General features: G+C 58.0%; 15 protein-coding genes. 8 read left to right on the top strand and 7 right to left on the bottom strand.

Annotated elements, in window-relative coordinates; all coding sequences use genetic code 11:
- Positions 1 to 4: 4 nt before the first annotated feature.
- Positions 5 to 2239, bottom strand: coding sequence for a trimethylamine N-oxide demethylase (locus tag A0U92_RS02480; RefSeq protein WP_077811863.1), 2235 nt, complete (start codon positions 2237 to 2239; stop codon positions 5 to 7).
- 431 nt (positions 2240 to 2670) lie between these two features.
- Here A0U92_RS02480 and A0U92_RS02475 point away from each other — a divergent pair, with 431 nt between their 5' ends.
- From A0U92_RS02475 to A0U92_RS02450, 6 genes are all read left to right on the top strand, one after another.
- Positions 2671 to 3618, top strand: coding sequence for an ABC transporter substrate-binding protein (locus A0U92_RS02475; protein WP_077811862.1), 948 nt, complete (start codon positions 2671 to 2673; stop codon positions 3616 to 3618).
- A 66-nt stretch (positions 3619 to 3684) separates the two neighbouring features.
- Entirely contained in the window at positions 3685 to 4722 is a 1038-nt protein-coding gene (locus A0U92_RS02470; RefSeq protein ID WP_077811861.1) for a quaternary amine ABC transporter ATP-binding protein, read from the top strand.
- Positions 4719 to 6707, top strand: coding sequence for an ABC transporter permease (locus tag A0U92_RS02465; protein WP_077811860.1), 1989 nt, complete (start codon positions 4719 to 4721; stop codon positions 6705 to 6707). Before A0U92_RS02470 ends, A0U92_RS02465 begins: the two co-directional genes overlap by 4 nt.
- 65 nt (positions 6708 to 6772) lie before the next feature.
- Complete coding sequence (locus A0U92_RS02460; RefSeq protein WP_236748235.1) at positions 6773 to 8314, top strand: ethanolamine ammonia-lyase reactivating factor EutA; 1542 nt, start codon at positions 6773 to 6775, stop codon at positions 8312 to 8314.
- 26 nt (positions 8315 to 8340) lie between these two features.
- Complete coding sequence (gene eutB, locus A0U92_RS02455) at positions 8341 to 10554, top strand: ethanolamine ammonia-lyase subunit EutB (RefSeq protein WP_077811859.1); 2214 nt, start codon at positions 8341 to 8343, stop codon at positions 10552 to 10554.
- 36 nt (positions 10555 to 10590) lie between these two features.
- On the top strand, positions 10591 to 11631 hold the full coding sequence (locus A0U92_RS02450; protein WP_077811858.1) for a helix-turn-helix transcriptional regulator: 1041 nt from the start codon (positions 10591 to 10593) through the stop codon (positions 11629 to 11631).
- Positions 11632 to 11957: 326 nt separating this feature from the next.
- Here A0U92_RS02450 and folD read toward each other — a convergent pair whose 3' ends face one another.
- The 6 genes from folD to A0U92_RS02420 are packed head-to-tail and all read right to left on the bottom strand — an operon-like array spanning position 11958 to position 18897.
- Positions 11958 to 12848: a bifunctional methylenetetrahydrofolate dehydrogenase/methenyltetrahydrofolate cyclohydrolase FolD gene (gene folD / locus A0U92_RS02445; protein ID WP_077811857.1), complete on the bottom strand. Its 891-nt coding sequence runs from the start codon at positions 12846 to 12848 to the stop codon at positions 11958 to 11960.
- Positions 12849 to 12870: 22 nt separating this feature from the next.
- On the bottom strand, positions 12871 to 13749 hold the full coding sequence (gene purU, locus A0U92_RS02440) for a formyltetrahydrofolate deformylase (RefSeq protein WP_077811856.1): 879 nt from the start codon (positions 13747 to 13749) through the stop codon (positions 12871 to 12873).
- Positions 13746 to 14339 carry a sarcosine oxidase subunit gamma gene (locus A0U92_RS02435; RefSeq protein WP_077811855.1) on the bottom strand — a complete coding sequence of 198 codons (594 nt, stop codon included), beginning with the start codon at positions 14337 to 14339 and terminating at the stop codon, positions 13746 to 13748. The genes purU and A0U92_RS02435 overlap by 4 nt, the downstream gene beginning before the upstream one ends.
- A complete protein-coding gene (locus A0U92_RS02430) occupies positions 14332 to 17334 on the bottom strand; it encodes a sarcosine oxidase subunit alpha family protein (RefSeq protein ID WP_077811854.1) in 3003 nt (1000 codons plus the stop codon). Before A0U92_RS02430 ends, A0U92_RS02435 begins: the two co-directional genes overlap by 8 nt.
- On the bottom strand, positions 17331 to 17630 hold the full coding sequence (locus A0U92_RS02425; protein WP_077811853.1) for a sarcosine oxidase subunit delta: 300 nt from the start codon (positions 17628 to 17630) through the stop codon (positions 17331 to 17333). The genes A0U92_RS02430 and A0U92_RS02425 overlap by 4 nt, the downstream gene beginning before the upstream one ends.
- 7 nt (positions 17631 to 17637) lie before the next feature.
- Positions 17638 to 18897 (bottom strand): sarcosine oxidase subunit beta family protein, encoded by a 1260-nt coding sequence (locus tag A0U92_RS02420; protein WP_077811852.1) that lies wholly within the window; start codon positions 18895 to 18897, stop codon positions 17638 to 17640.
- Positions 18898 to 18977: 80 nt separating this feature from the next.
- On the opposite strand from A0U92_RS02420, the gene A0U92_RS02415 reads away from it, so the two are divergent.
- Both A0U92_RS02415 and A0U92_RS02410 read left to right on the top strand, forming a co-directional pair.
- Positions 18978 to 19946, top strand: coding sequence for a LysR family transcriptional regulator (locus tag A0U92_RS02415; protein WP_077811851.1), 969 nt, complete (start codon positions 18978 to 18980; stop codon positions 19944 to 19946).
- A 36-nt stretch (positions 19947 to 19982) separates the two neighbouring features.
- Positions 19983 to 20648, top strand: a complete 666-nt coding sequence (locus A0U92_RS02410) for a helix-turn-helix domain-containing protein (RefSeq protein WP_077811850.1) — start codon at positions 19983 to 19985, stop codon at positions 20646 to 20648.
- Positions 20649 to 20688: the final 40 nt, after the last annotated feature.

Below are 20688 nucleotides of genomic sequence, written 5' to 3'. Positions count from 1 at the left end.
TATTTCAGGACCTGACCCGTGTTTTTTTCGGGTCATAAGCCGGAAAGGATGTAACGCTCACCGATATTCTCTTTTGAAAACCATCAAGCTTTCCAATTTCCAGCTTCTGTCCAATTTCAGCCATCGAGACGTCAACGCGCGCCAGCGCAATGCTTTTTCCCAGAACAGGAGAGTTGCATGCGCTTGTCACGACACCGATTCTGGCACGTCCTGAATAGACAGGATCTCCGTGATCAAGCCTGTCATTCATCTGGCTTTCCAATCCAACAAGGCATTTCCGTGGATTTTCTCGCCTGCTTACCAGCGCTTCACGACCGCTATAATCCTCAAGCTTGGCTGCTGGCACCGCAAAACCGATGCCAGCCTCAAACGGATCTGTCTCCGGGCAGAACTCGTAATTGGCAAACGCCAGGCCGGCTTCGATACGCAGCCAGTCGAGCGCTTCCAGACCCAGAGGAACCATTCCTTGCGGTTTCCCGGCCGTCCAGACAGCAGCCCAGACGGCAGAAGCCTGCCTGGGGTGACACCAGATTTCGTAACCAAGCTCTCCCGTGTACCCAGTCCGTGAAACCACAACCGGAATGCCGTCCGCCCCGCCGATACGCCCGATTGTAAAGCGGAACCATTTCAGGGACTGGATGTCTGGCTGTGTCGGGCAGGTCCAGATCAGGGAAGACAGAATATTCCGACTTTCCGGTCCCTGCACGGAAAGATTATGAAGCTGGTCCGTGGATGCCCGGATGCTGACGTGCAGTCCACGTTCATCCGCCAGAGCGCGGAGCCATTCGCCGCAATAGTCGTCACCACAGACAAGCCGGAACGCCTGCGGAGCCAGACGGAACACGGTTGCGTCATCGAGCATGCCTCCATGCGGATAACACAACGCCGTGTAGACCACCTGCCCCACAGCCAGCTTGCGAATATCGCGCGTCACGGCTGTCTGGAGCAGAAATTCGGCGTCCGGACCTGTAATTTCGAACTTTCGCAGCGCGGACAGATCCATCACACAGGCTTTTGTCCGGCAGGCCCAGTATTCGGCAACCGGACCAAAGCCTTCAAAATACGACGGCAGCCAGAAGCCTTTATATTCGACGAATTTCGCGCCCAGCGATTCAAGGCAATCGTGAAAACCACTTTGGCGCGTCATGACAGGTGGAGATTCGGGCGTCATGCGATGTGTCACCCCCTTGGGAAAGCTGTTACTCCGGTCGTAAATACGGATGTGAATATCGGTGGGCGTCCAGCCGTTCGCGGATGTCACGTCATCAGCGCATGACGACGACGCGCAAACGAGATCCCTCTCCGCACGAAGCAGGACATAATCTCCGGGTCGCGACCAGGGCTCTTCCCCTACGATCGTCCCGCATTCGAGAACCTGAGTGTTGAAAAAGAAATTGATAGCGGGCCACCCACGACGGGGAACGATACCCTCCCCTCCAAGCACGGCATTAAAGTTTTCAGTGCAGTTGGCATGACCGGGATAGCCGCTGTCATCATAATATTTAGCTGTGCAGGCCAGCAGGAACGCATCGTGACGACCGACTGTGTCCTGCACGATCTCGACCATCGGCAGCATCTGTTCATCGAGAAATTTCGCGTGCAGCCCCGGCCTCGGCATGGCGTTTCCCTGCACTGTGCGGGTTGCCGTCGCATCCAGCCCACACTCCGTGCCTCTCTCCAGAGCCAGCGCATCGAATGCGAGAAAATCGGAACATTGCCGACCTTCAACATCAATGATCTGTATATAGTCACCCTTGCGGACACGGTAACTCACAGCCGAGGCCGCAGGCACGCGTATTTCCTCCAGAATGGGCGCAAGCGGAGAAGGCAGACGTGACGTGGTGTTTGCCGGATAAATCGCCACATCTACCCGCCCGGGCGCATCGGAGCTTTCAGGCGTCATATCATCTGCGGGGACATCAACCACGATACTCCCATCCCGAAGCACATCGAAACTGACGATGTCTCCACGCGTTGATTTCTCGTCCAGCACGACAATGGAAGTCTCGTCTCCTTCGAGAAATTCCGCCAATGCATCGCTGGAAAAAATATGTGCCGTTTCTGCTCCCGAAGAGCATTCCAGCACGCCCCGCGCAGCAAATACGACGACTGGCTGCCCTCCATCGACCGCCAGAAATTCGAAGCGCTCACCAGCGGCAACCGAAAACTTCCGGGCGTTATTCCCCCCATTGATCCGATGAGAAAATCTTTCAGGGGTTTTCACAGAAAAATCAGTCATGATCGCCGCGCTCCATTACGTTGCCGATCTGGAATAAACGAAAGCATGTGGCGGTGATCACAACAATAGTGCCATTTGGCACCATTCATCCGGAGCATGATGGGACAATTTTCCGCTCACCTCCACTCCACGCCGGCTTCCCGCCTCCCATTCCCTTCAAAAAGAAAAATTTGATAAAAACAAACCGAAATCTGCGTCAGTCGAATCATCGACTCCACTGTGATACAAAAACATGATCCGTATATTTCGGATTCCCTCAAATCCTCCTCTACCCCTTTGCTTTTATAAGGAAAAAACATTTTCCCATCAGGAATGCTCAGAAAAACCAGCTAAGTCTGCATATAAATATCTCTTATATATGAGGAATACCTATTGCTGTTTCTGCCTTACGGTTACTAGGATTTGGTCGACTTCATTATGGAAGTGGAACAATGATCAGAAATCTGCTTTGCGCCTCACTGCTTGGCGGCCTCTGCCTCATGGGCCGATCCGCCATCGCTGCGCCAGAATCCCACGATCCGATCAAGCTCACACTCAATGACTGGACAGGCGAACTCATAACCGCCCATATCATGGGCGATATTCTGAAAAAAGCCGGATATAACATTGACTATGTGCCGGCTGATTACCTTGCCCAGTTCAGCGGAATGGAAAACGGCGACCTCACCGTCGCGCCCGAAGTCTGGGCCACGACCGCGCAGGAAGCTCTTCAGGCGGCCGTAAAAACCGGCAAGGTGGAGGATCTGGGTTCCTCCGGGATGCAGGCCCGTGAAGAGTGGTGGTTTCCTGAATATATGAAGGAAAAATGCCCAGGCCTGCCCAACTGGGAAGCCCTCAAGAAATGTGGAGAAGTTTTCAGCACGCCTGAGACCGACCCCAAAGGGCGTTATCTCGGTGGCCCTTCAACCTGGGGTGGCCATGATGAAGAGCGTATTGAAGCGCTCGATCTGCCGTTTGAAGTGGTCCATGCGGGCACGGACGCCGCACTGTTCGCCGAGCTGAAAAGCGCCTACGAACGCAAGGCCCCCATCATTCTATGGATCTACACGCCGCACTGGGTGCCCATCAAATACAAGGGCGAGTTTGTTGAATTTCCGCGCTATGAGCCGGGCTGTTACGAAAACCCAAGCTGGGGCATCAACAAGGACGCCAAGTATGACTGCGGCAAGCCGTACGGCCCCATCTGGAAAGCCGTCTGGTCTGGCATGAAAGACAAATGGCCCGGCGCCTACGCCATTATCAAGAATTACAAGTTCGACAACAAAACCATGGGCGAGCTTGATGCCCGAGTGGACCTCAACGGTGAAAAAGTCGAGGACGTGGCTCAGGATTGGGTAAACAAGCACGAAGCCGTGTGGAAGCCCTGGCTCAGCAAGTAAAGCATTTCCTCCGTACAGTCCTGATGGGCTGTCGGAGGCATCCCCTTTCCGCGGAAGAGAGACCTGATGCAGCATCCCGTACTGGCTTGCCGGCAAGTCAGCCGGCTCTATGGCGCACGGGCGTCCGAATTCATCAAAGACGGCCATATCACGACCGACAACGTGCAGACGCTTCAGGAAGCCGGGATTACTCCTGCAATCTTCAATGTCGATCTCGATATTGAACGCGGCAAGACCTTTGTCATCATGGGCCTGTCCGGCTCCGGGAAATCCACGCTCCTGCGCTGTCTGGCAGGACTTACACCGCCGTCGGCGGGACAGATCCTTTTTGAAAGCAAGGATCTTTTCGGATTTTCCGAAGCCGATCTGATCCAGATCCACCGGCATCAGATGGGAATGGTGTTCCAGCATTTCGCGCTGTTGCCGCACCTCACTGTGCTTGGCAACGTCGCTTTTCCGCTGGAGATTCAGGGACGGCCACGCGCGGAACGCGAGGAGATCGCACGGCAGATGATCCGTCTGGTCGGGCTGGAAGGTCGTGAGCACCGGTTTCCCGCCCAGCTCTCCGGCGGCCAGCAGCAGCGTGTCGGCATCGCCCGTTCGCTCGCAGGCGATCCGGACGTGTGGTTCCTCGATGAGCCTTTCTCCGCACTCGATCCGCTGATCCGGCGCGAAATGCAGGCCGAGGTCATACGCCTTCAGGGTATGCTGAAAAAAACCATCGTTTTTATCACGCATGATTTTGAGGAAGCCGTGCGCGTTGCGGACCGCATCGCCATCATGAAAGACGGGCTGGTCGAGCAGATCGGCACGGCGGAGGAACTGCTTGTCAGCCCCGCGACCGATTACGTACGCGCCTTCACGCGGGACGCGCCACGCGCCCACATTCTGACCGCCCGATCCATCATGACAACACCTCCCCCCGCTGGTCCTTTTGGCGGCGAAGTCAGCGCGACAGACCGGGTCATCTCTTTCGCCCGTCAGCTTGACGCCTCTTCGCTGCCACTGGCCGTCATCGAAGACAATGAAATCATTGGCGCTATCGACCGCGCCATGCTTCTGGACATTCTCATCGGTCCGAATGCGCAGGCAGTCGGCGCATGAAGAAAAAAGCCTCCCTGTCTAACCCTGCCATTTTTGGCAGACAGGTCAATCTGCGCCCTCTGCCGTGGCTGATCATCGTCATTCTGAGCTTCATTCTGGCGGAACTGCCGCATACCCTGTTTCCGCGCTGGATACAGAAATATCCTCCCGGATGGCGTCTCCCGCTGGCGGACTGGATTTCCGCCTTCATGCACTGGCTGACAGTGGACGCACATCTGGGACCGCTGACCGTGTCCGGCTTTACCCGTGCGCTCTCACGCTTCCTTGATCTGCCGCTGCAACTGGCTTCCATGGTGCTGGCGACCGGCATCCTGAAAGGCGAGGGCTCGGAAGCCGTCATGCTGTTTCCACCCGTGCCGTGGTTCGCCCTGATCATCGCGGTCGCGGTCCTGTCGTGGCGCATGCGTGGATGGCGTCTCGCCGTCGGCATGACGATCGGCTTCCTGTATCTCGCGGTCTTCGGACAGTGGACCAGCGCCATGGTCACACTTGCTTCCGTGCTGGTGGCAGCCCTGCTCAGCGCCACGGGCGGTCTCGTGCTTGGACTTCTGTGCGTCCGTTCACCTCTTTTCGGGCGCTTTCTCTCTCCCCTGCTCGACGTCGCACAGACCATGCCGGTCTTCGCCTACCTCCTGCCGATGCTGATCCTGTTCGGCTTTGGTCCTGTCTCCGCCATGATCGCCACCGTCATCTACGCCATCCCGCCGATGGTCCGGGTCACGGTTGTCGCCATTCAGGGCGTGCCTGACGAGTTACGTTCACTGGGCAGCATGACAGGCTGCACCCGCCGCCAGATGACATGGCGCATCCTGCTGCCGACGGCCCTTCCCGGACTGATGGTGGGGGTCAATCAGGTCATCATGCTTTCACTCAATGTCGTCATTATTGCCTCGATGATCGGCGCGGGCGGTCTGGGCTGGGATGTGCTCGGAGCACTCCGCCGTCTTGATATCGGCGGAGGTCTGGAAGCCGGTCTGGCCATCACGGTTCTGGCGGTGATGCTCGATCGTTTCGCGCAGGCGCTCGTACCTGATACCCGGCGCTCCACCCCGGAAAGCTCTCACCCACGCTCTCTTGTCGCAGGAACTCTCTTACTGGCGGGGCTGCTGTGGGTGGCCGCCGCCATCTGGCCAGCGATCGCACATTATCCTGACAGCGCACGCCTCTCGACCGGCCCGTTCTGGAATGATCTGGTTTCCTGGATCAATATCAACTTTCACGATCCTCTCGACGTGATCAAGACCTTCATGCTGCTGCACGTCCTCATGCCGGTGAAGCGTTTCATGCTGGCTCTCCCCTGGCCATGGGTTGTGACAATCATAACACTGGCAGGACTGCGGCTGGGCGGCATACGCCTCGCCCTGACGGTGGGGCTCATGTGCAGTTTCATGGCTGTCGTGGGATTGTGGCAACCGGCGATGATCACACTCTATCTCTGCGGGGTATCGGTCCTGATCGCCATGCTTCTCGGAGTACCTGTAGGGGTACTCGCCACACAACGACCCTGGCTGATGAAAAGCGTCGAAGTGTTTATCGACACGCTCCAGACGCTTCCGGCGTTCGTCTATCTCATCCCCATCGTCATGCTGTTTCGCGTCGGCGACTTCACGGCGATGATCGGCATCGTGCTCTACGCCATCGCACCGGCCATCCGCTACACGGCGCACGGCATCAGCCATGTGCCGGCGCCGCTCATCGAGGCTGGCATCATGACCGGCTGCACAAGCAGGCAGATCCTCAGACGTATCCGGCTGCCTCATGCTCTTCCCGACATGCTGCTTGGCCTCAACCAGACCATCCTTCTCGCTCTCTCGATGCTGGTGATCACGGCCCTTGTCGGAACGCGCGACCTTGGACAGGTCACCTACGCCGCTCTGTCCAAGGCGGATGTCGGACAGGGCGTGGTCGCGGGCCTGTGCGTGGCCTTCATCGGCATGATCTCCGACCGTTTCATCAGGCATTCAATCCGCCAGCCCGGCATGTAAGTCCTTCCGGCACATGGTCTTTCCCGCCTTCGCGTTCCCGTTCTGTTACAGGAACACGAAAAAGCATGAAAAATATTGAATATATTATAACCAGCACTGACCGTCCTATGGGGTTTTCATTGCAGAAGGACAATGATGAGTCTATTGTCGCCACCATTGATACGCGCAGGGGCCAGAGCATGACCTTGGCCGGAGACACAGTCCTCCTCGCAGGCTTCGACTTCGGTTCGACAACCAGTCGGGCGATGGCTGCATATGTACGACTTTCCATGAACTGCGTCACCGGCCGCATGGAATTCACGCAACCCGAACTATGCTACCGTTCGGAAGCCTGCTTCACCCCCTTTCGGGACGATCAGCAGCTCGACATCCCCGCAATCAGCGCCTTGCTCGACGGCTGGCTGGATGCAATCACATCCGAACGTGACAGCATCTTCTCCGGTGGCGCGATCATCACAGGTCTTGCGGCCCGGCAGGATAACGTCATCGCCCTGACAGAAGTCGTGGAATCCCGCATCGGAGCCGCAGTGGTCGCCACCGCACGCGACCCCATGCTGGAATCCTGGCTCGCCTTCATGGGAGGATGCGTCGATCTCTCGCACCAGCATCCCACCACAGGCGTGCTCAATCTCGATATTGGCGGCGGCACAACCAATGCCGCCCTGGGCATGAACGGACAGGTTGTGGCAGCGGGATGCCACTCTATCGGCGCACGCCATTTCCAGTTCGGCCGTGACGGCACCACACTCACGACGCTCTCGGCTTTCGGAAAGACCCTCTGTGATCATCTCGATTTTTCCCTTGCACCGGGTCACGCCGTTTCCGAACAGGACATCGAACGCATCACACACTGGTATGTGCGGGCGCTGGAAGACATCGCACAGGGTTCACGCGCCAGTTTCAGCAGCGCCTGCGGACTGTTTCACGAAGATTGTCCGTTCACTCCTTCCCTGCCACCTTCCACTCTGCTGACCTTCTCCGGCGGCGTCGGGGAAATGATCTACGCCGCCCTGAACGGACAGGATCTGCCGCCACGCGGTCTTTACGGTGACCTTGGCGCCGATCTGGCTCGTGGGATCATGGCGTCTCCTCTCCTCTCCCGCGATCTGCATCGGGCCGTCCCCGCCAACCAGGGACGGGCTACTGTTTACGGCCTGACCATGCACAGCACCGACATTTCAGGCGCGACGGTCTTTCAGTCCGAAAAAATTGGCCTGCCACTGCGGGATCTTCCGATCCTCGGCACGTTCGATATGCAGACGCCCGTCAGCCGTCTGAGCGACCTTCTCACCATCGCCCGCAGGCATCCCTCCGGCTTCTGCCTGAGACTGACCAGCGACACCCCTCCAAATCTTGCAACCATCCGTGCGACGGGAGAGCGCATCGCCACCGCGCTGGAAGAAGCCCGCCTTCCTTCCGATCTCCCGCTGATCATCCTGACCGACCACAATATCGGTCACACACTGGGCAGTTACATCACCCGCTGGGGCGCTCTGCCCGTCAACCTGATGGTTCTTGATGAAGTGCCTGTCCGCGACGCCCGTTTCGTACGTATCGGGTTGCCCCACAACATCGTCTTTCCCGTGTCCTTCTACGGCATGAGCTGACCAAACCGATAATGGAGACTGCTCCCATGGCCACTCTGATTTCTCTCGCGGAGATTCCGGTACCGGCGCCTCTTCCCGACGAGGACTACACAATCAGTCTCATGGACCGTGCCTTTACTTTCCATGGGCTGAAAGCGCTTCTGGGGGCAGCGGATATCTCCAAGGCGGGTGATCGCATGGCCGCCCTGACTGCGGCAGATGAAATGACGCGTGAGGCTGCCCGCGCCATTCTGTCCGGTCTGACGCTCAAGCATCTTTATGACCACCCGCTCACCACCGCGGATGGACGCATAGATTCCATCATGCGGGTCAATTACGACATCGACCGGGAAGCGTTCGACAGCATTGCCGCGCTGACTGTCGGTGAGCTGAAAGACCTGCTGCTGCGGGCTCCTGCCGCCGAAGTGCGCCGTCTGGGCCGAGCCCTGACCGGCGTGATGGCCGCCGCCCTCGCCAAGCTGATGGATGTGCATGAACTGATCCTCGTGGCGCGCAAGGCAAAGCGTTCTGCACGGGCACGCACTCTGGTCGGCGCACAGGGCACCCTTTCCTCACGTCTTCAGCCCAACCATCCGACCGATGACCTCTCCTGCGTGTCGGCGCTTGTCTACACGGGTCTCTCCATGGGATCTGGGGACGCCCTGCTGGGCATCAACCCTTCCATCGACACCGTCGAAAACGTATCGGCGCTGCTCACCCACCTGGATCTTCTGCGGCGTGAGACCGGCGCGCCAACCCAGATCTGTGTTCTGGCCCATATGAAGACCCAGATGGCCAGTCTGCAGGATGGCGCACCCGTGGAAATCCTGTTTCAAAGTCTGGCTGGCACAGAGCGCACCTTGACGGATGAGTTCGATGTAACCGTCGATCTTCTGGATGAAGCCTATTGCCTGATGGCCGGACAGGGGCCGCTGCGTGAAACCGCAAGCCAGTTCATGTATTTCGAGACCGGACAGGGCAGTGAACTGACCTACGCCAAGCATGAAGGCATGGACATGACCACCTGCGAGGCGCTGTGTTACGGCCTCGCCCGCCGGTACGATCCGTTCATGGTCAACAATGTGACGGGCTTCATTGGCCCTGAGACCCATCTCGATAATGTCGAGATGATCCTTTCAAATTTACAGGATCACTTCATGGGCAAGCTGATGGGGCTGCCGATGGGCATGGCTCCCTGTTACACCATGCACTCCGATATCTCGATCGAAGGCCATCAGATCGCCACCGAACTGCTGGCTGCCGCCGGGGCCAACTATTTCATGGACGTGTTCCTGACGGTCGATCGTATGCTCGCCTATTTCGATACATCCGGCCACGACGACCAGACTCTTCGTGAAATCCATAATGCGCGGCCCGCGGCGGAGTATCTCGAATGGGCGAAAACACGCGGTATCTTCACAGAGACAGAAGACGGCACGATCGAGCGTGGGCCGAACTGGGGCAATCCCCGTATTTTCTGTAGTTCGGAACTTGAATTCGACCGCCTTCTGGAACGTGTTCCTGCAGCTTACGGCTTTGACTCCGCTGGCCCCAGACCCGCCAATCGCGTCTCACGCGAGATTCGCGCCAATCTTGCCATCGGGCGTCAGGCCATCGCCGCCGAACTCGATGAGGCCCGCCTGCCTGATCTGACCTTCCGACGGCTGAAGACCCGGGCGTCCGACAAACAGGCGCATCTCGGCAATCCGGACATCGGTGCCTGCCTCGACGAAAGCAGCATATCCGGCCTTGCCCCTGAAGGGATGGATGTCCAGATCGTCGTCTCGGACGGGCTGAGCGCCGAGGCCATTCATCACAACATTCCTGATCTGCTCCCGATATTACTGGATGGCCTGCGCGCACATGGCCTTTCTGTCGGGCAACCCATTCTTCTGCCTCTTGGCAGGGTCAAGGTCGCGGAAGCCGTTGGTGAACTGCTCCAGCCGAAGCTTGTCATCAGCCTGATTGGAGAGCGCCCAGGTGGCGATGCACGGGCATCCCGCAGCATGTCGGCCTACTTCGCTTACCGACTTGCCGATGAAGACGCTCTTTCGAAAGCACGCGCCTACAGCGGCAACAGTGACATGAGCTATGAATACTCCGTCATTTCGAACATCTATGATGGTGGTCTCCCGCCTCTGGAGGCCGGAAGTGTGATCGCCGAAAAAGCCGTGCGTATCCTGAAGGCTTGTGCCGCGGGCAATCGTCTGGAAACCATGAAAGCTCCGACACAGCGTGAACCTGCCTTGTCTGAGGCATAGTCGGTCCTCTGCTGGCCAGCACAAGGAGAGAGCATCATGGCAACGCCTCTGGAAACCACAGGAGAAAATGTAACTCTTCCTGAAAGCTGGCTTGCCGCCACCGGAGATGTCGCGGCCAGGATCGGACGGCCGGACTTTCATAGGCGGATGCTCGGCCTGCTGGCTTCCCTCATTCCAAATCAGGCCGCATGGATCATCGCCTATGCGCCGGGCGTACTGCCGAACGTCCTCCACACAAATGATGTCGCATCCAGCGCGACCACCGACTACCATTCCACTTTCAGGTGCTTTGATCCTTTCTGGCATCTCTGGCGCCGTCAGACACAGGCACCGGCCGTTACCCTCTCCACTCTCGATTCATCCATAAAACCTGATGAATACACAAGAATATTCCAGAAAAAGCATGAATTTTCAGATGAGCTCGGATTGCTGCTTCCAGTGCAGAACAATGCCTGCGTGATGCTTTTTCTCCAGAAAGGAGAAAATCTTTTCACACGTGAGGAATTGCGCCTCGCCCATCTTGTCCAGCCACTTTTCAACGGCCTGCACCGGGCTCATGTCGCACAGACCCTGCGTCGTTTCAGTTCCAGCGATGCCCATGAAGACAATGGCTCGACATGCGGCTCGCTGGTGCTCGACCGACACGGCAACCGCCTTTATGGCAATCCCGCCTGGCAGGAAGCCGAAACAGTTTATGGTCCTGTGCTGCTACAGGCCATTTACAAACTGCTCCGCACATCTGGCCGGACGTGCCACACGGAACCGGAACAGTTTGTGCTACGCCTTGTCTCACTCCCTGAAGACTGCATGCTGGCACCGGGAGGGCGATTGCTGGTTCTCAGTCCAGTTCATTCACCTGCGATCTCCGATGATCTGCCTCATAAGGCTCTGAATCTGACACCGCGTGAGCGTGACCTTCTGCATCTGATCCTGCAGGGCCGCTGCACAGGGGAAATCGCCCAGCATCTCGGGATCAGCAAGGGCACTGTCAAAAATCACCGGCTCCGCTTGTATCGCAAGGCCGGCGTGACCTCCGAACGGGCTCTTATCACTCTTTCCCGGTCCATGAGCGGATGAAAAGAGTCTGGATCAGGAACAATCAGATGATATGGTTATGTGACAGGTAGACTTGGCAGCAACCAATGTAGTCCAGTTGATTGCAATCCAGCCGATGAGTTGAGCTCATTTTTTTCTGGAAGAAAAAGATTTCTATTTATCAGAAAAAATTTTATATTTTAGATATATTCCTTCCTCACACGACAAGGTGTTATTCTGATTATTTAAAAAACTAGAATAACACCTTATCGTAGAAAGATATTTTCAGAAACAGAGACCAGTTTCCAAAATCAGTTCACATCTTGAAACCCTACAGCCTACCACATTATTTTTCCACAGAGCCAATTTCATTCAACCACAACAGCCCCTGTCGCAAACTGCCTTGCAGCCTGAAGCGTATTTTGCAAAAGGCAGGCGATCGTCATCGGACCAACACCTCCGGGCACCGGTGTGATCGCCGCCGCACGCGGGCTCACCTCATCGAACGCCACATCACCCACCAGCCGCGATCCTGAATCCGTCTCCACGCGGTTGATACCGACATCAATGACAATAGCGCCTTCCTTCACCCAGCCGCCCCGCACCAGTCCCGCATGACCTGCCGCGACGACAATGATGTCCGCCCGACATGCTTCCGCGGCTACATCACGCGTTTTCAGATGCGTGACCGTCACGGTGCAGCCAGCCTGCTGGAGCAGACGCGCCATGGGCCGACCTACAATGTTCGAGCAGCCAATGACCACGGCGTGCAATCCGGCCAGATTAGGCACGACGGAACGCAGCAGCATCATGCAGCCCATGGGGGTGCATGGAACAAATCCGTCCTGTCGCCCAACCGCCAGACGACCCGCGTTTACAATATGAAAGCCATCCACATCTTTTTCTGGCGATATGGCGTCCAGAACCGCATCACGATCGATCTGCTCAGGAAGTGGAAGCTGAACAAGAATGCCATGCACCGACTGGTCGACATTCAGCTCCGCGATCAGGTCAAGCAGTTCGTCCTGCGTCGTGCTTTTCGGCAGATGGTGGGACACTGAACGCATCCCCGCCTCTTCCGTCGCCCGGATCTTGTTGCGAACATAAACGGCGCTGGCGGGGTCCTCTCCCACCATCACCACCGCCAGCGTCGGCATGACGCCATGCCGGGCGTGCAACCCCTGCGCCTGATCTCGGATATCGGCACGCAGTCTGCGGGCGAAGGCCTTGCCATCAATCAACTTGGAAACTGACACCATCACAGGACGCTCTCCCTATCCTTCAGGAGTTGAACACGATGGTCTTGTTCCCGTTCAGGATCGTCCGCATCTCGATGTGATACCGCACTGCCCGAGACAGAACCCGCCGTTCGATATCACGCCCCTTGCGGATCAGGTCTTCCGGGCTGTCGGCATGAGAGATACGCTCGACGTCCTGTTCAATGATCGGACCTTCATCAAGGTCGCTGGTCACGTAATGCGCTGTAGCACCGATCAGTTTTACGCCCCTCTCCCATGCCTGATGATAGGGGCGAGCGCCCTTGAACCCCGGCAGGAAGGAGTGATGGATGTTGATGCAGCGTCCTGAAAAGGCCAACGCCATGTCATTGGACAGGATCTGCATGTAGCGCGCCAGCACGACGAGTTCCGTCCCGCTCTCCCGGACGAGCGAGAGAATGCGGGCTTCCTGCTCCGTCTTCGTCTCTTTCGTGATCGGCAGGTGATGGAAGGGAATGCCATAGAAATCGACATCCCTGTAGGTCTCTTCAGGATGATTGGCGATGATCCCGACAGGATCGATCTGGAGCTCGCCAATGCGCCAGCGATACAGAAGGTCCACAAGGCAATGGTCGAATTTCGACACCAGGATCATGACCTTGGGACGGTAGGACTGACAGTTCAGACGGTATTTCATCTGGAACTGCTCTGTCAGCGTCTCGACAATTCCGCGAAGATCGGCTTCTGTGCGGCCATCTTTCACGATATCGAACATGATCCGCATGAAGAAGCTGCCGCTACCTGTATCGTCAAACTGCTGCGCTTCGGTGATGTTTGCACCAGCCTCAAACAGGGTCTGACTCAATGCAGCCACGATACCCGGACGATTGGGACAGCTCAGCGTCAGGATATAGCCTTTGGCGTCGGGAGAGAGCGTTGTCATACACAAATATCCATTTCTGAAGAAGAAAAACCGCTCAGTGCAACTGAGACATCATGGAACAGGCTTGCAGCGAAGCTCCGGAAGACAAAAAAGAGATAAGTGGGCGCGTCATCTGTCTGCCACATGATGACAGGGATATGCCCCGCCAGCGTGGAAGCGACGTGATCCTTTCCGAACACCGTCGGGTGCAGGTCAATCGGAACAAGCCGTGACATTGCCTCCCGGACACCAGGTCCGGACAGTTTCATGATGCTGCGGCTGTCGCTTTGCGATGTCAGCGCACAGACGTCGCCACAGACTTCACGAAGCCGGGACAGCAGGCCCGCGCCTTCCTCGGCAACGGCCAGCCACTGACTGGGGCCGCTCCACAGGAACGAGCATCCACCGTCCGCGCTCGCTACGGCGCGAGGCTGATCAGGCAGAATGACGCCGAACGCCTCGTGAATCCTCTTGACGAGTTCATCACGCCCGACACCCGAAAAGGCGCCCAGACTGACAATCTCGGCAAGCGGCGATTGCGCACAAGTCATCGCACCCCATCGCACAGGACCGTGCGGCACAGGCAGGACGGGAAATAACGGATCAGCCATGGAGACGCTCTCCTTTGGGATCGACAAACACCGGCTCGACAACACGGGCCGCAATGACTGTTCCAGCCAGCGGATTATGAACCGATACGATCTCGCCCTGACGGGCAGGACCATTACTCAGGAAACCAAGACCAATCCAAGACCCGACGCCAGGTGACCACGCGACCGAAGACAGCCATCCCTGATCCGAAGCCGCCGTGGGAGACGCTCCCTGTGGCAGAAGATGCGAGCCTGCGACAAGCATGTCTTCGGGATTGACCGGCTGAATACCAACCAGTGTGGGCCGGGCAGGGTCCGTCAACGCAGGCCGCTGCGCCATCCGGCTGCCGATAAAATCCTTCTTTGTGGACAGCAGGCGCCCCATGCCCAGATCATGCGCCGTGGTCTGACCATTCAGCTCCGGTCCGGCAGGATGCCCTTTTTCAATACGAAGCACGCCGAGGGCCTCCGTGCCGTAAGGCGCAATCCCGAATGGCTCGCCCACCTTCATCAGTTGTCGTGCAAGCGCATCACCATAGCGGGCAGGGACAGCCAGTTCATAAGCCAGTTCGCCAGAGAAGGAGAGACGGAACAGCCGAGCGGTCACGCCACCACAGACGGTCAGTTCCGCAGCCGCCATGTAAGGAAAGGATTCATTGGAAAGATCGAATGGCGCATCGACTATTTTTTCCAGAACGGCTCGCGACTTCGGTCCAGCCACGGCAATCTGCGCCCATTCATCCGTCACCGAGATGAACTGCACATCAAGCTCCGGCCACAGCCACTGATGACAGAACTCAAGATGAGCCATCACCCCGCCCGCATTCGCGGTCGTGGTCGTCATCACATAGTGGTTTTCCCCGAGACGGGCCGTGGTGCCGTCATCATAGGCGAACCCGTCCTCGCGCAGCATCAATCCGTAGCGGACACGTCCGACAGCCAGTTTCAGCCATGCATTGACGTAAACCCGATTGAGAAACTCCGCTGCATCCGGGCCCTGAATGTCGATTTTGCCAAGTGTGGTGACGTCACAGAACCCGACGGCCTCACGCACCGTAAGCACTTCGCGGTTGACCGTCTCCAGCCAGCCTTTCTCGCCGGAACGCGGGAACCACTGCGCACGCAGCCACAACCCGTTCGCGGTGAAGACCGCACCCTGTTCTTCCGCCCACTGGTGCGTCGGCGGCAGTCGCGTTGGCTTGAAATGTGTTCCCCGATGCGGACCGGCCAGCGCCCCGACGGCAACCGGTTGGACCGGCGGTCGGATCAGGGTCGTTCCTGTCTGCGAAATGGTGCGCTCCGTGATCTCGGCAAGGAGCGCCAGAGCATTGATATTGGATGTCTTGCCCTGATCGGTCGCCATGCCAAGCGTCGTGTAGCGCTTGAGATGCTCAACCGAGACAAACCCTTCCCGCGACGCCAGCGCAATGTCCTTCGCCGTGACATCGTTCTGAAAATCAACGAAGGCCTTGGCCTTTTTCGAGGACGACACCCCCTTGAGCGCGTGGAACAAGGCACGGATGGCATACCGCGTCGGCTCGGTTTCCGGCAGTGCCGGCAACATCGCATCAAAGCCACAGGCAACAGCAGCCCGCTGTCCGGCGACGGCACCGTCATGAAGCACTTCCGTCGCGTCGAACACACCGGCAGCGGTCCCTGCGGCGACCATGCCCGATGGGAGAGTGGACGGAAGAAACGCACACAGATCGTCATGCCAGACAGGACGATTTCCCTGATGCGTGGCCAGCCCCACATTGGGCGACCAGCCCCCCGACATAGTGACCAGATCACACGCGATGGATCTGGTCTTTCCGGACGCATCCCGCACGAGGACCGCTTTTACACCAGAGTGGCCATAGCAATCGGCAATAGCGCCGCCGGGGAAGAAAGCCGCCCCGCACTGACTGGCCACCTGCGCGCCATCGCCCACCCCGGCAGGCCGGGAGTCCACGATGGCAGCGATGGCGACACCGACCCGACGGAGATCGAGCGCCGTACGGAGACCATCATCGTTGCATGTGTACAGCACAGCTTTTCGGCCCGGCGTCACTCCGAACCGGTTGACATAGGTGCGCACGGCCCCCGCCAGCATGACACCCGGCCGGTCATTGTTCGGGAAGACGACAGGGCGTTCGATCGCCCCTGTCGCCATCACGCACTCACGGGCCACGATCCGCCACAGGCGCTGACGCGGCTGGCCTTCCTTCGGGATTGCCACATGATCCGCCACACGTTCCAGCGCGCCATAGGTGCCGCCATCATAGGTGCCGAACACGCACGTCCGCGTCATGACCCGGACATCCGGCATACCGGCCAGTTCCTGCCGGACCTGCTCCGCCCACCGCCAGCCGGGCCTGCCATCGAGTGTCGCACTCTCGTCGCGCAGGCGTCCTCCCAGCAGGCCATCCTGTTCGCACAGGATCACCCGTGCGCCGGAATGTCCCGCAGCCAGCGCCGCCGCAAGCCCCGCGGGACCAGATCCAACCACGAGCACATCGCAAAATGTCGTGGCTTTTTCATACAGGTCTGGATCGGCTTCGTCCGCCGCCCGTCCCAGTCCGGCCGCCCGGCGGATCATGGGCTCATACAGCTTTTCCCAGAAGGAAGCCGGCCACATGAAGGTCTTGTAGTAGAATCCGGCCCCAAGCACGGATGAGAACAGGCCGTTCATACCCAGAGCATCGAAGGCGAGACTGGGCCAGCGATTCTGGCTGGAGGCATTCAGACCGTCAAACAGCTCGACCACTGTGGCGCGGGTATTGGGTTCCCGCCTTGCCCCGTCACGAAGTTCGACAAGAGCATTCGGCTCTTCCGGTCCTGCCGAAAGCAGACCGCGAGGCCGGTGATATTTGAAGGAACGCCCGAAGAGGCGCACGCCATGCGCCAGCAGGGCGGATGCGAGCGTGTCGCCCGGATGGCCGGTATAGGGTTTCCCGTCAAAAGAAAAATGAAGTGTCCGACTGGTATCGACACCGTTGCCGCTTTTGACGCGAAAGGTCTGTACGGGAGCACTCATGATGCCTCTCCCTCGCCTGCATCTGTCTGACGCTCTGTCAAAATCACATCACGGGCATTGCGGACATCGAAAACCTCATGAGTGCGCGTATCGCGCGTCACCACAAGCCAGGAACGGCAGCCAGCGCCGTGATACCATAACTCCTGATGACGCCCGCAGGGATTGTCACGCAGATAGACATAATCCACCCACGCCTGCTCGCTGCCATCAGCGGCGGGTCTTCGAACAGAGGCATCGCCCCGGTAGGTAAATTCCTCAAGGCCACGGGAGCCACAGGAAGGACAGGTCAGACGCATAGGAACCTCAATGCAGGTTGGGCTGCGCGCCCATGCCTTTTTCATCAATCACTGCACCGCGTGCAAAGCGGTCCAGACGGTATGCCGTCGCGACAGGATGCGGTTCGTCCCGCGCCAGAAGGTGAGCGAAGCAGAGCCCGGAAGCAGGCGTGGCCTTGAAGCCTCCGTAACACCATCCGGCATTCAGATAGAGACCCTCAACGGGCGTGCGATCAATGATCGGGCTTCCATCCATCGACATGTCCATGATACCGCCCCAGTGACGCAGCAGCCTGACACGACCGATCCGCGGCATCAGGGCCATACCGCCTTCGCAGACATCCTCGATCACGGGCAGATTGCCGCGCTGGGCATAGGAATTGTAGCCGTCGATATCACCACCGAAGACAAGACCGCCCTTGTCGGACTGGCTGATGTAGAAATGCCCGGCCCCAAAAGTAACGACACAGTCGATAAAAGGCTTGAGGCCTTCACTGACAAACGCCTGCAACACATGACTCTCGATCGGCAGCCTCAACCCCGCCATCGCAGCAACACGCGAAGAATTTCCTGCGCAGGCCAGACCGATCTTTCCCGCGGCAATAAAGCCTTTTGTCGTCTCGATACCGACAGCCCTGCCCTGCTCGATCCGGAAACCCGTCATCTCACAGTTTTCGATGATGTCCACGCCAAGACGATCCGCCGCCCGCGCGTAACCCCATGCCACGGCGTCATGACGCACCGTCCCGCCCCTGGGCTGGAACAGACCACCCCTGATCGGGAACCGGGCATCATTGAAGTTCAGAAAAGGAACTTTTTCCCGCACCGCTTCAGCATCCAGCAGGGCGGCATCCGCACCATGCAGGATCATGGAGTTGCCGCGACGGATATAGGCCGCCCTCTGCGCGTCGTTATGGAAAAGGTTCAACACGCCACGCTGACTGACCATGGCGTTATAGTTGATGTCCTGCTCCAGCCCTTCCCAGAGCTTCATTGAACATTCGTAAAAAGGCTCATTGCCGGGCAAGAGATAGTTGGAGCGCACGATGGTCGTGTTGCGCCCGACATTGCCGCCACCGATCCACCCCTTTTCCACGACAGCAATCCGTTTGCCGCCATAGCGTTTCGCAAGATAATACGCCGTCGCCAGTCCATGACCACCGCCGCCAACAATGACGAAATCATAGGCGCCTGACGGCTCGGCCTTGCGCCACGCGGGCTTCCAGCCTGTGTTCCCGCGACACGCTTCCCGCAACAGGGAAAACAGGGAGTAACGGTTGGTCTGCATGATCTTCCCACGCTCTGTGCTTCATCTCGTTTAGAAAACGATATGGCTTGTGACAGAATAATTTTTTCTTATAATAGATTATGGCTCTCACGGACCTGCCTTTCGACCTGTCGTCGCTGAATGTTTTCCTTGCGGTCTGTGAAAATGGCAGCATGGCGGCTGCGGCACGGGCATTGTCTGTTACTCAGCCCGCCATTTCCCAGACCATTTCCGAACTTGAATCCCGGCTTGGCACCAGACTGTTCGACCGCAATGTGCGCCCTCTCGCCCTGACCGCCACAGGGGCTGTCCTGCGCCAGAATGCTGCTGGACTTCTTGCTGAAATGCGCCATATCGCGGTGGGCATTCAGGAAATGAAGCATGGCCGCGTTCCCCAGTTGCGCCTTGGTGTGGTGGATTCACTTTCCCGCGCCGTCTCGCCCCATCTCTCGGAATTCATGTATGATCGCGTCGGACGCCTTGTGGTCCACGCCGGCCTGACCGAATCCCACGGCACCTCCCTCCTCACACGCCAGATCGATCTCGTGATTGGTGTCGATGAAATGGAGGATATCGCCGGTCTCGAACGCTGGCCGCTGATCGAAGAACCCTATCTCCTGCTCTGCCCGAAAAACATAGAGCCTCCAAGAACCACTGACGACCTGCGCAGACTCTTGCTCAGCCGTCCTTTTGTCCGCTTTTCACAACGCTCACGTACCGGTTCGGAAGTGGAACGCTACCTCCGTCGACTGCGGATCGAAGTGCCCTTTCAACAGGAATATGATCTTCCGTTTGGTGTTTTTTCAGCCTGCAAGACCGGTGGTGTCGCCATCACCACCCCGCTCTGTCTGTATGAAGCGGGTTTCAACGCCGGATGCGGCATGGCCTGTCATCCATTGCCTGTCGGGTCTTTCCACCGCCATCTCACGCTTGTCGGACGCCGACGGGAGTTCGGGCGTCTTCCCCTTGATCTGATGCTCTATCTACGTGACTGCCTGCGCGCGGGCGTCATGAAGGACCTTGTTGCTCTCTTTCCTGAATTCAGCGATCAGATAAGGATCCTATCCTGAGATCCAAAAATACCTGTCGCTGGAGACCTGAACTTAATGGCAACGCCCCGCCGGACTTCTCAACGCAGGACAGTCACCACCCAGGCCGATGACCTTGCCACAGGGTCCTCCGCCACTCCGGCGCGCGAACTCACCCTTGAGGAATCACTGGGCGCACAGATCCGGGAAAAGCGCCGCAAGGCGGATTTGACAGGCACCGAGCTTGCAAATGCAGCGGGCATCTCTCTGGGCATGCTGTCAAAAATCGAGAACGGGCAGATATCGCCTTCCCTTGCCACGCTCCAGTCTGTTTCCCACGCCCTGAACATCTCACTCAGTCAGTTATTCGCCACGGCTGAAGAGCAGCGCGACTGTTCTTTTGTCCGTGCCGGCCAGGGTGTGACAATCGAACGCCGGGGCACGAAGGCAGGCCATCAGTACAATTTGCTGGGACACCTCCTCAGCGGTCCGGTCGTGGTGGAGCCTTACCTCATCAGTCTGCACGAAGGTGCTGAACCATACGTCAGTTTTCGTCATGATGGAGTCGAGGTGATCTACATGCTGACCGGTCGGCTGATCTATCGCCATGGAGAGCGGACCTACGAAATGGGTCCCGGCGATACTCTGATGTTTGATAGCCAGGCTCCGCATGGTCCTGAAAAATTTCTTACGGAATCAATAAGCTACCTTTCGATTATTACCTATCCACGACATACCGACTGACAGAGGAATCCTTTCCTGTGGAGAAAACTTTATTCTTTTA

Source organism: Acetobacter aceti (assembly GCF_002005445.1).
Classification (GTDB): Bacteria; Pseudomonadota; Alphaproteobacteria; order Acetobacterales; family Acetobacteraceae; genus Acetobacter; species Acetobacter aceti_B.
Note: the sequence above shows the minus strand (reverse complement) of the source record. Positions and strands in the feature narration are given on the sequence as shown.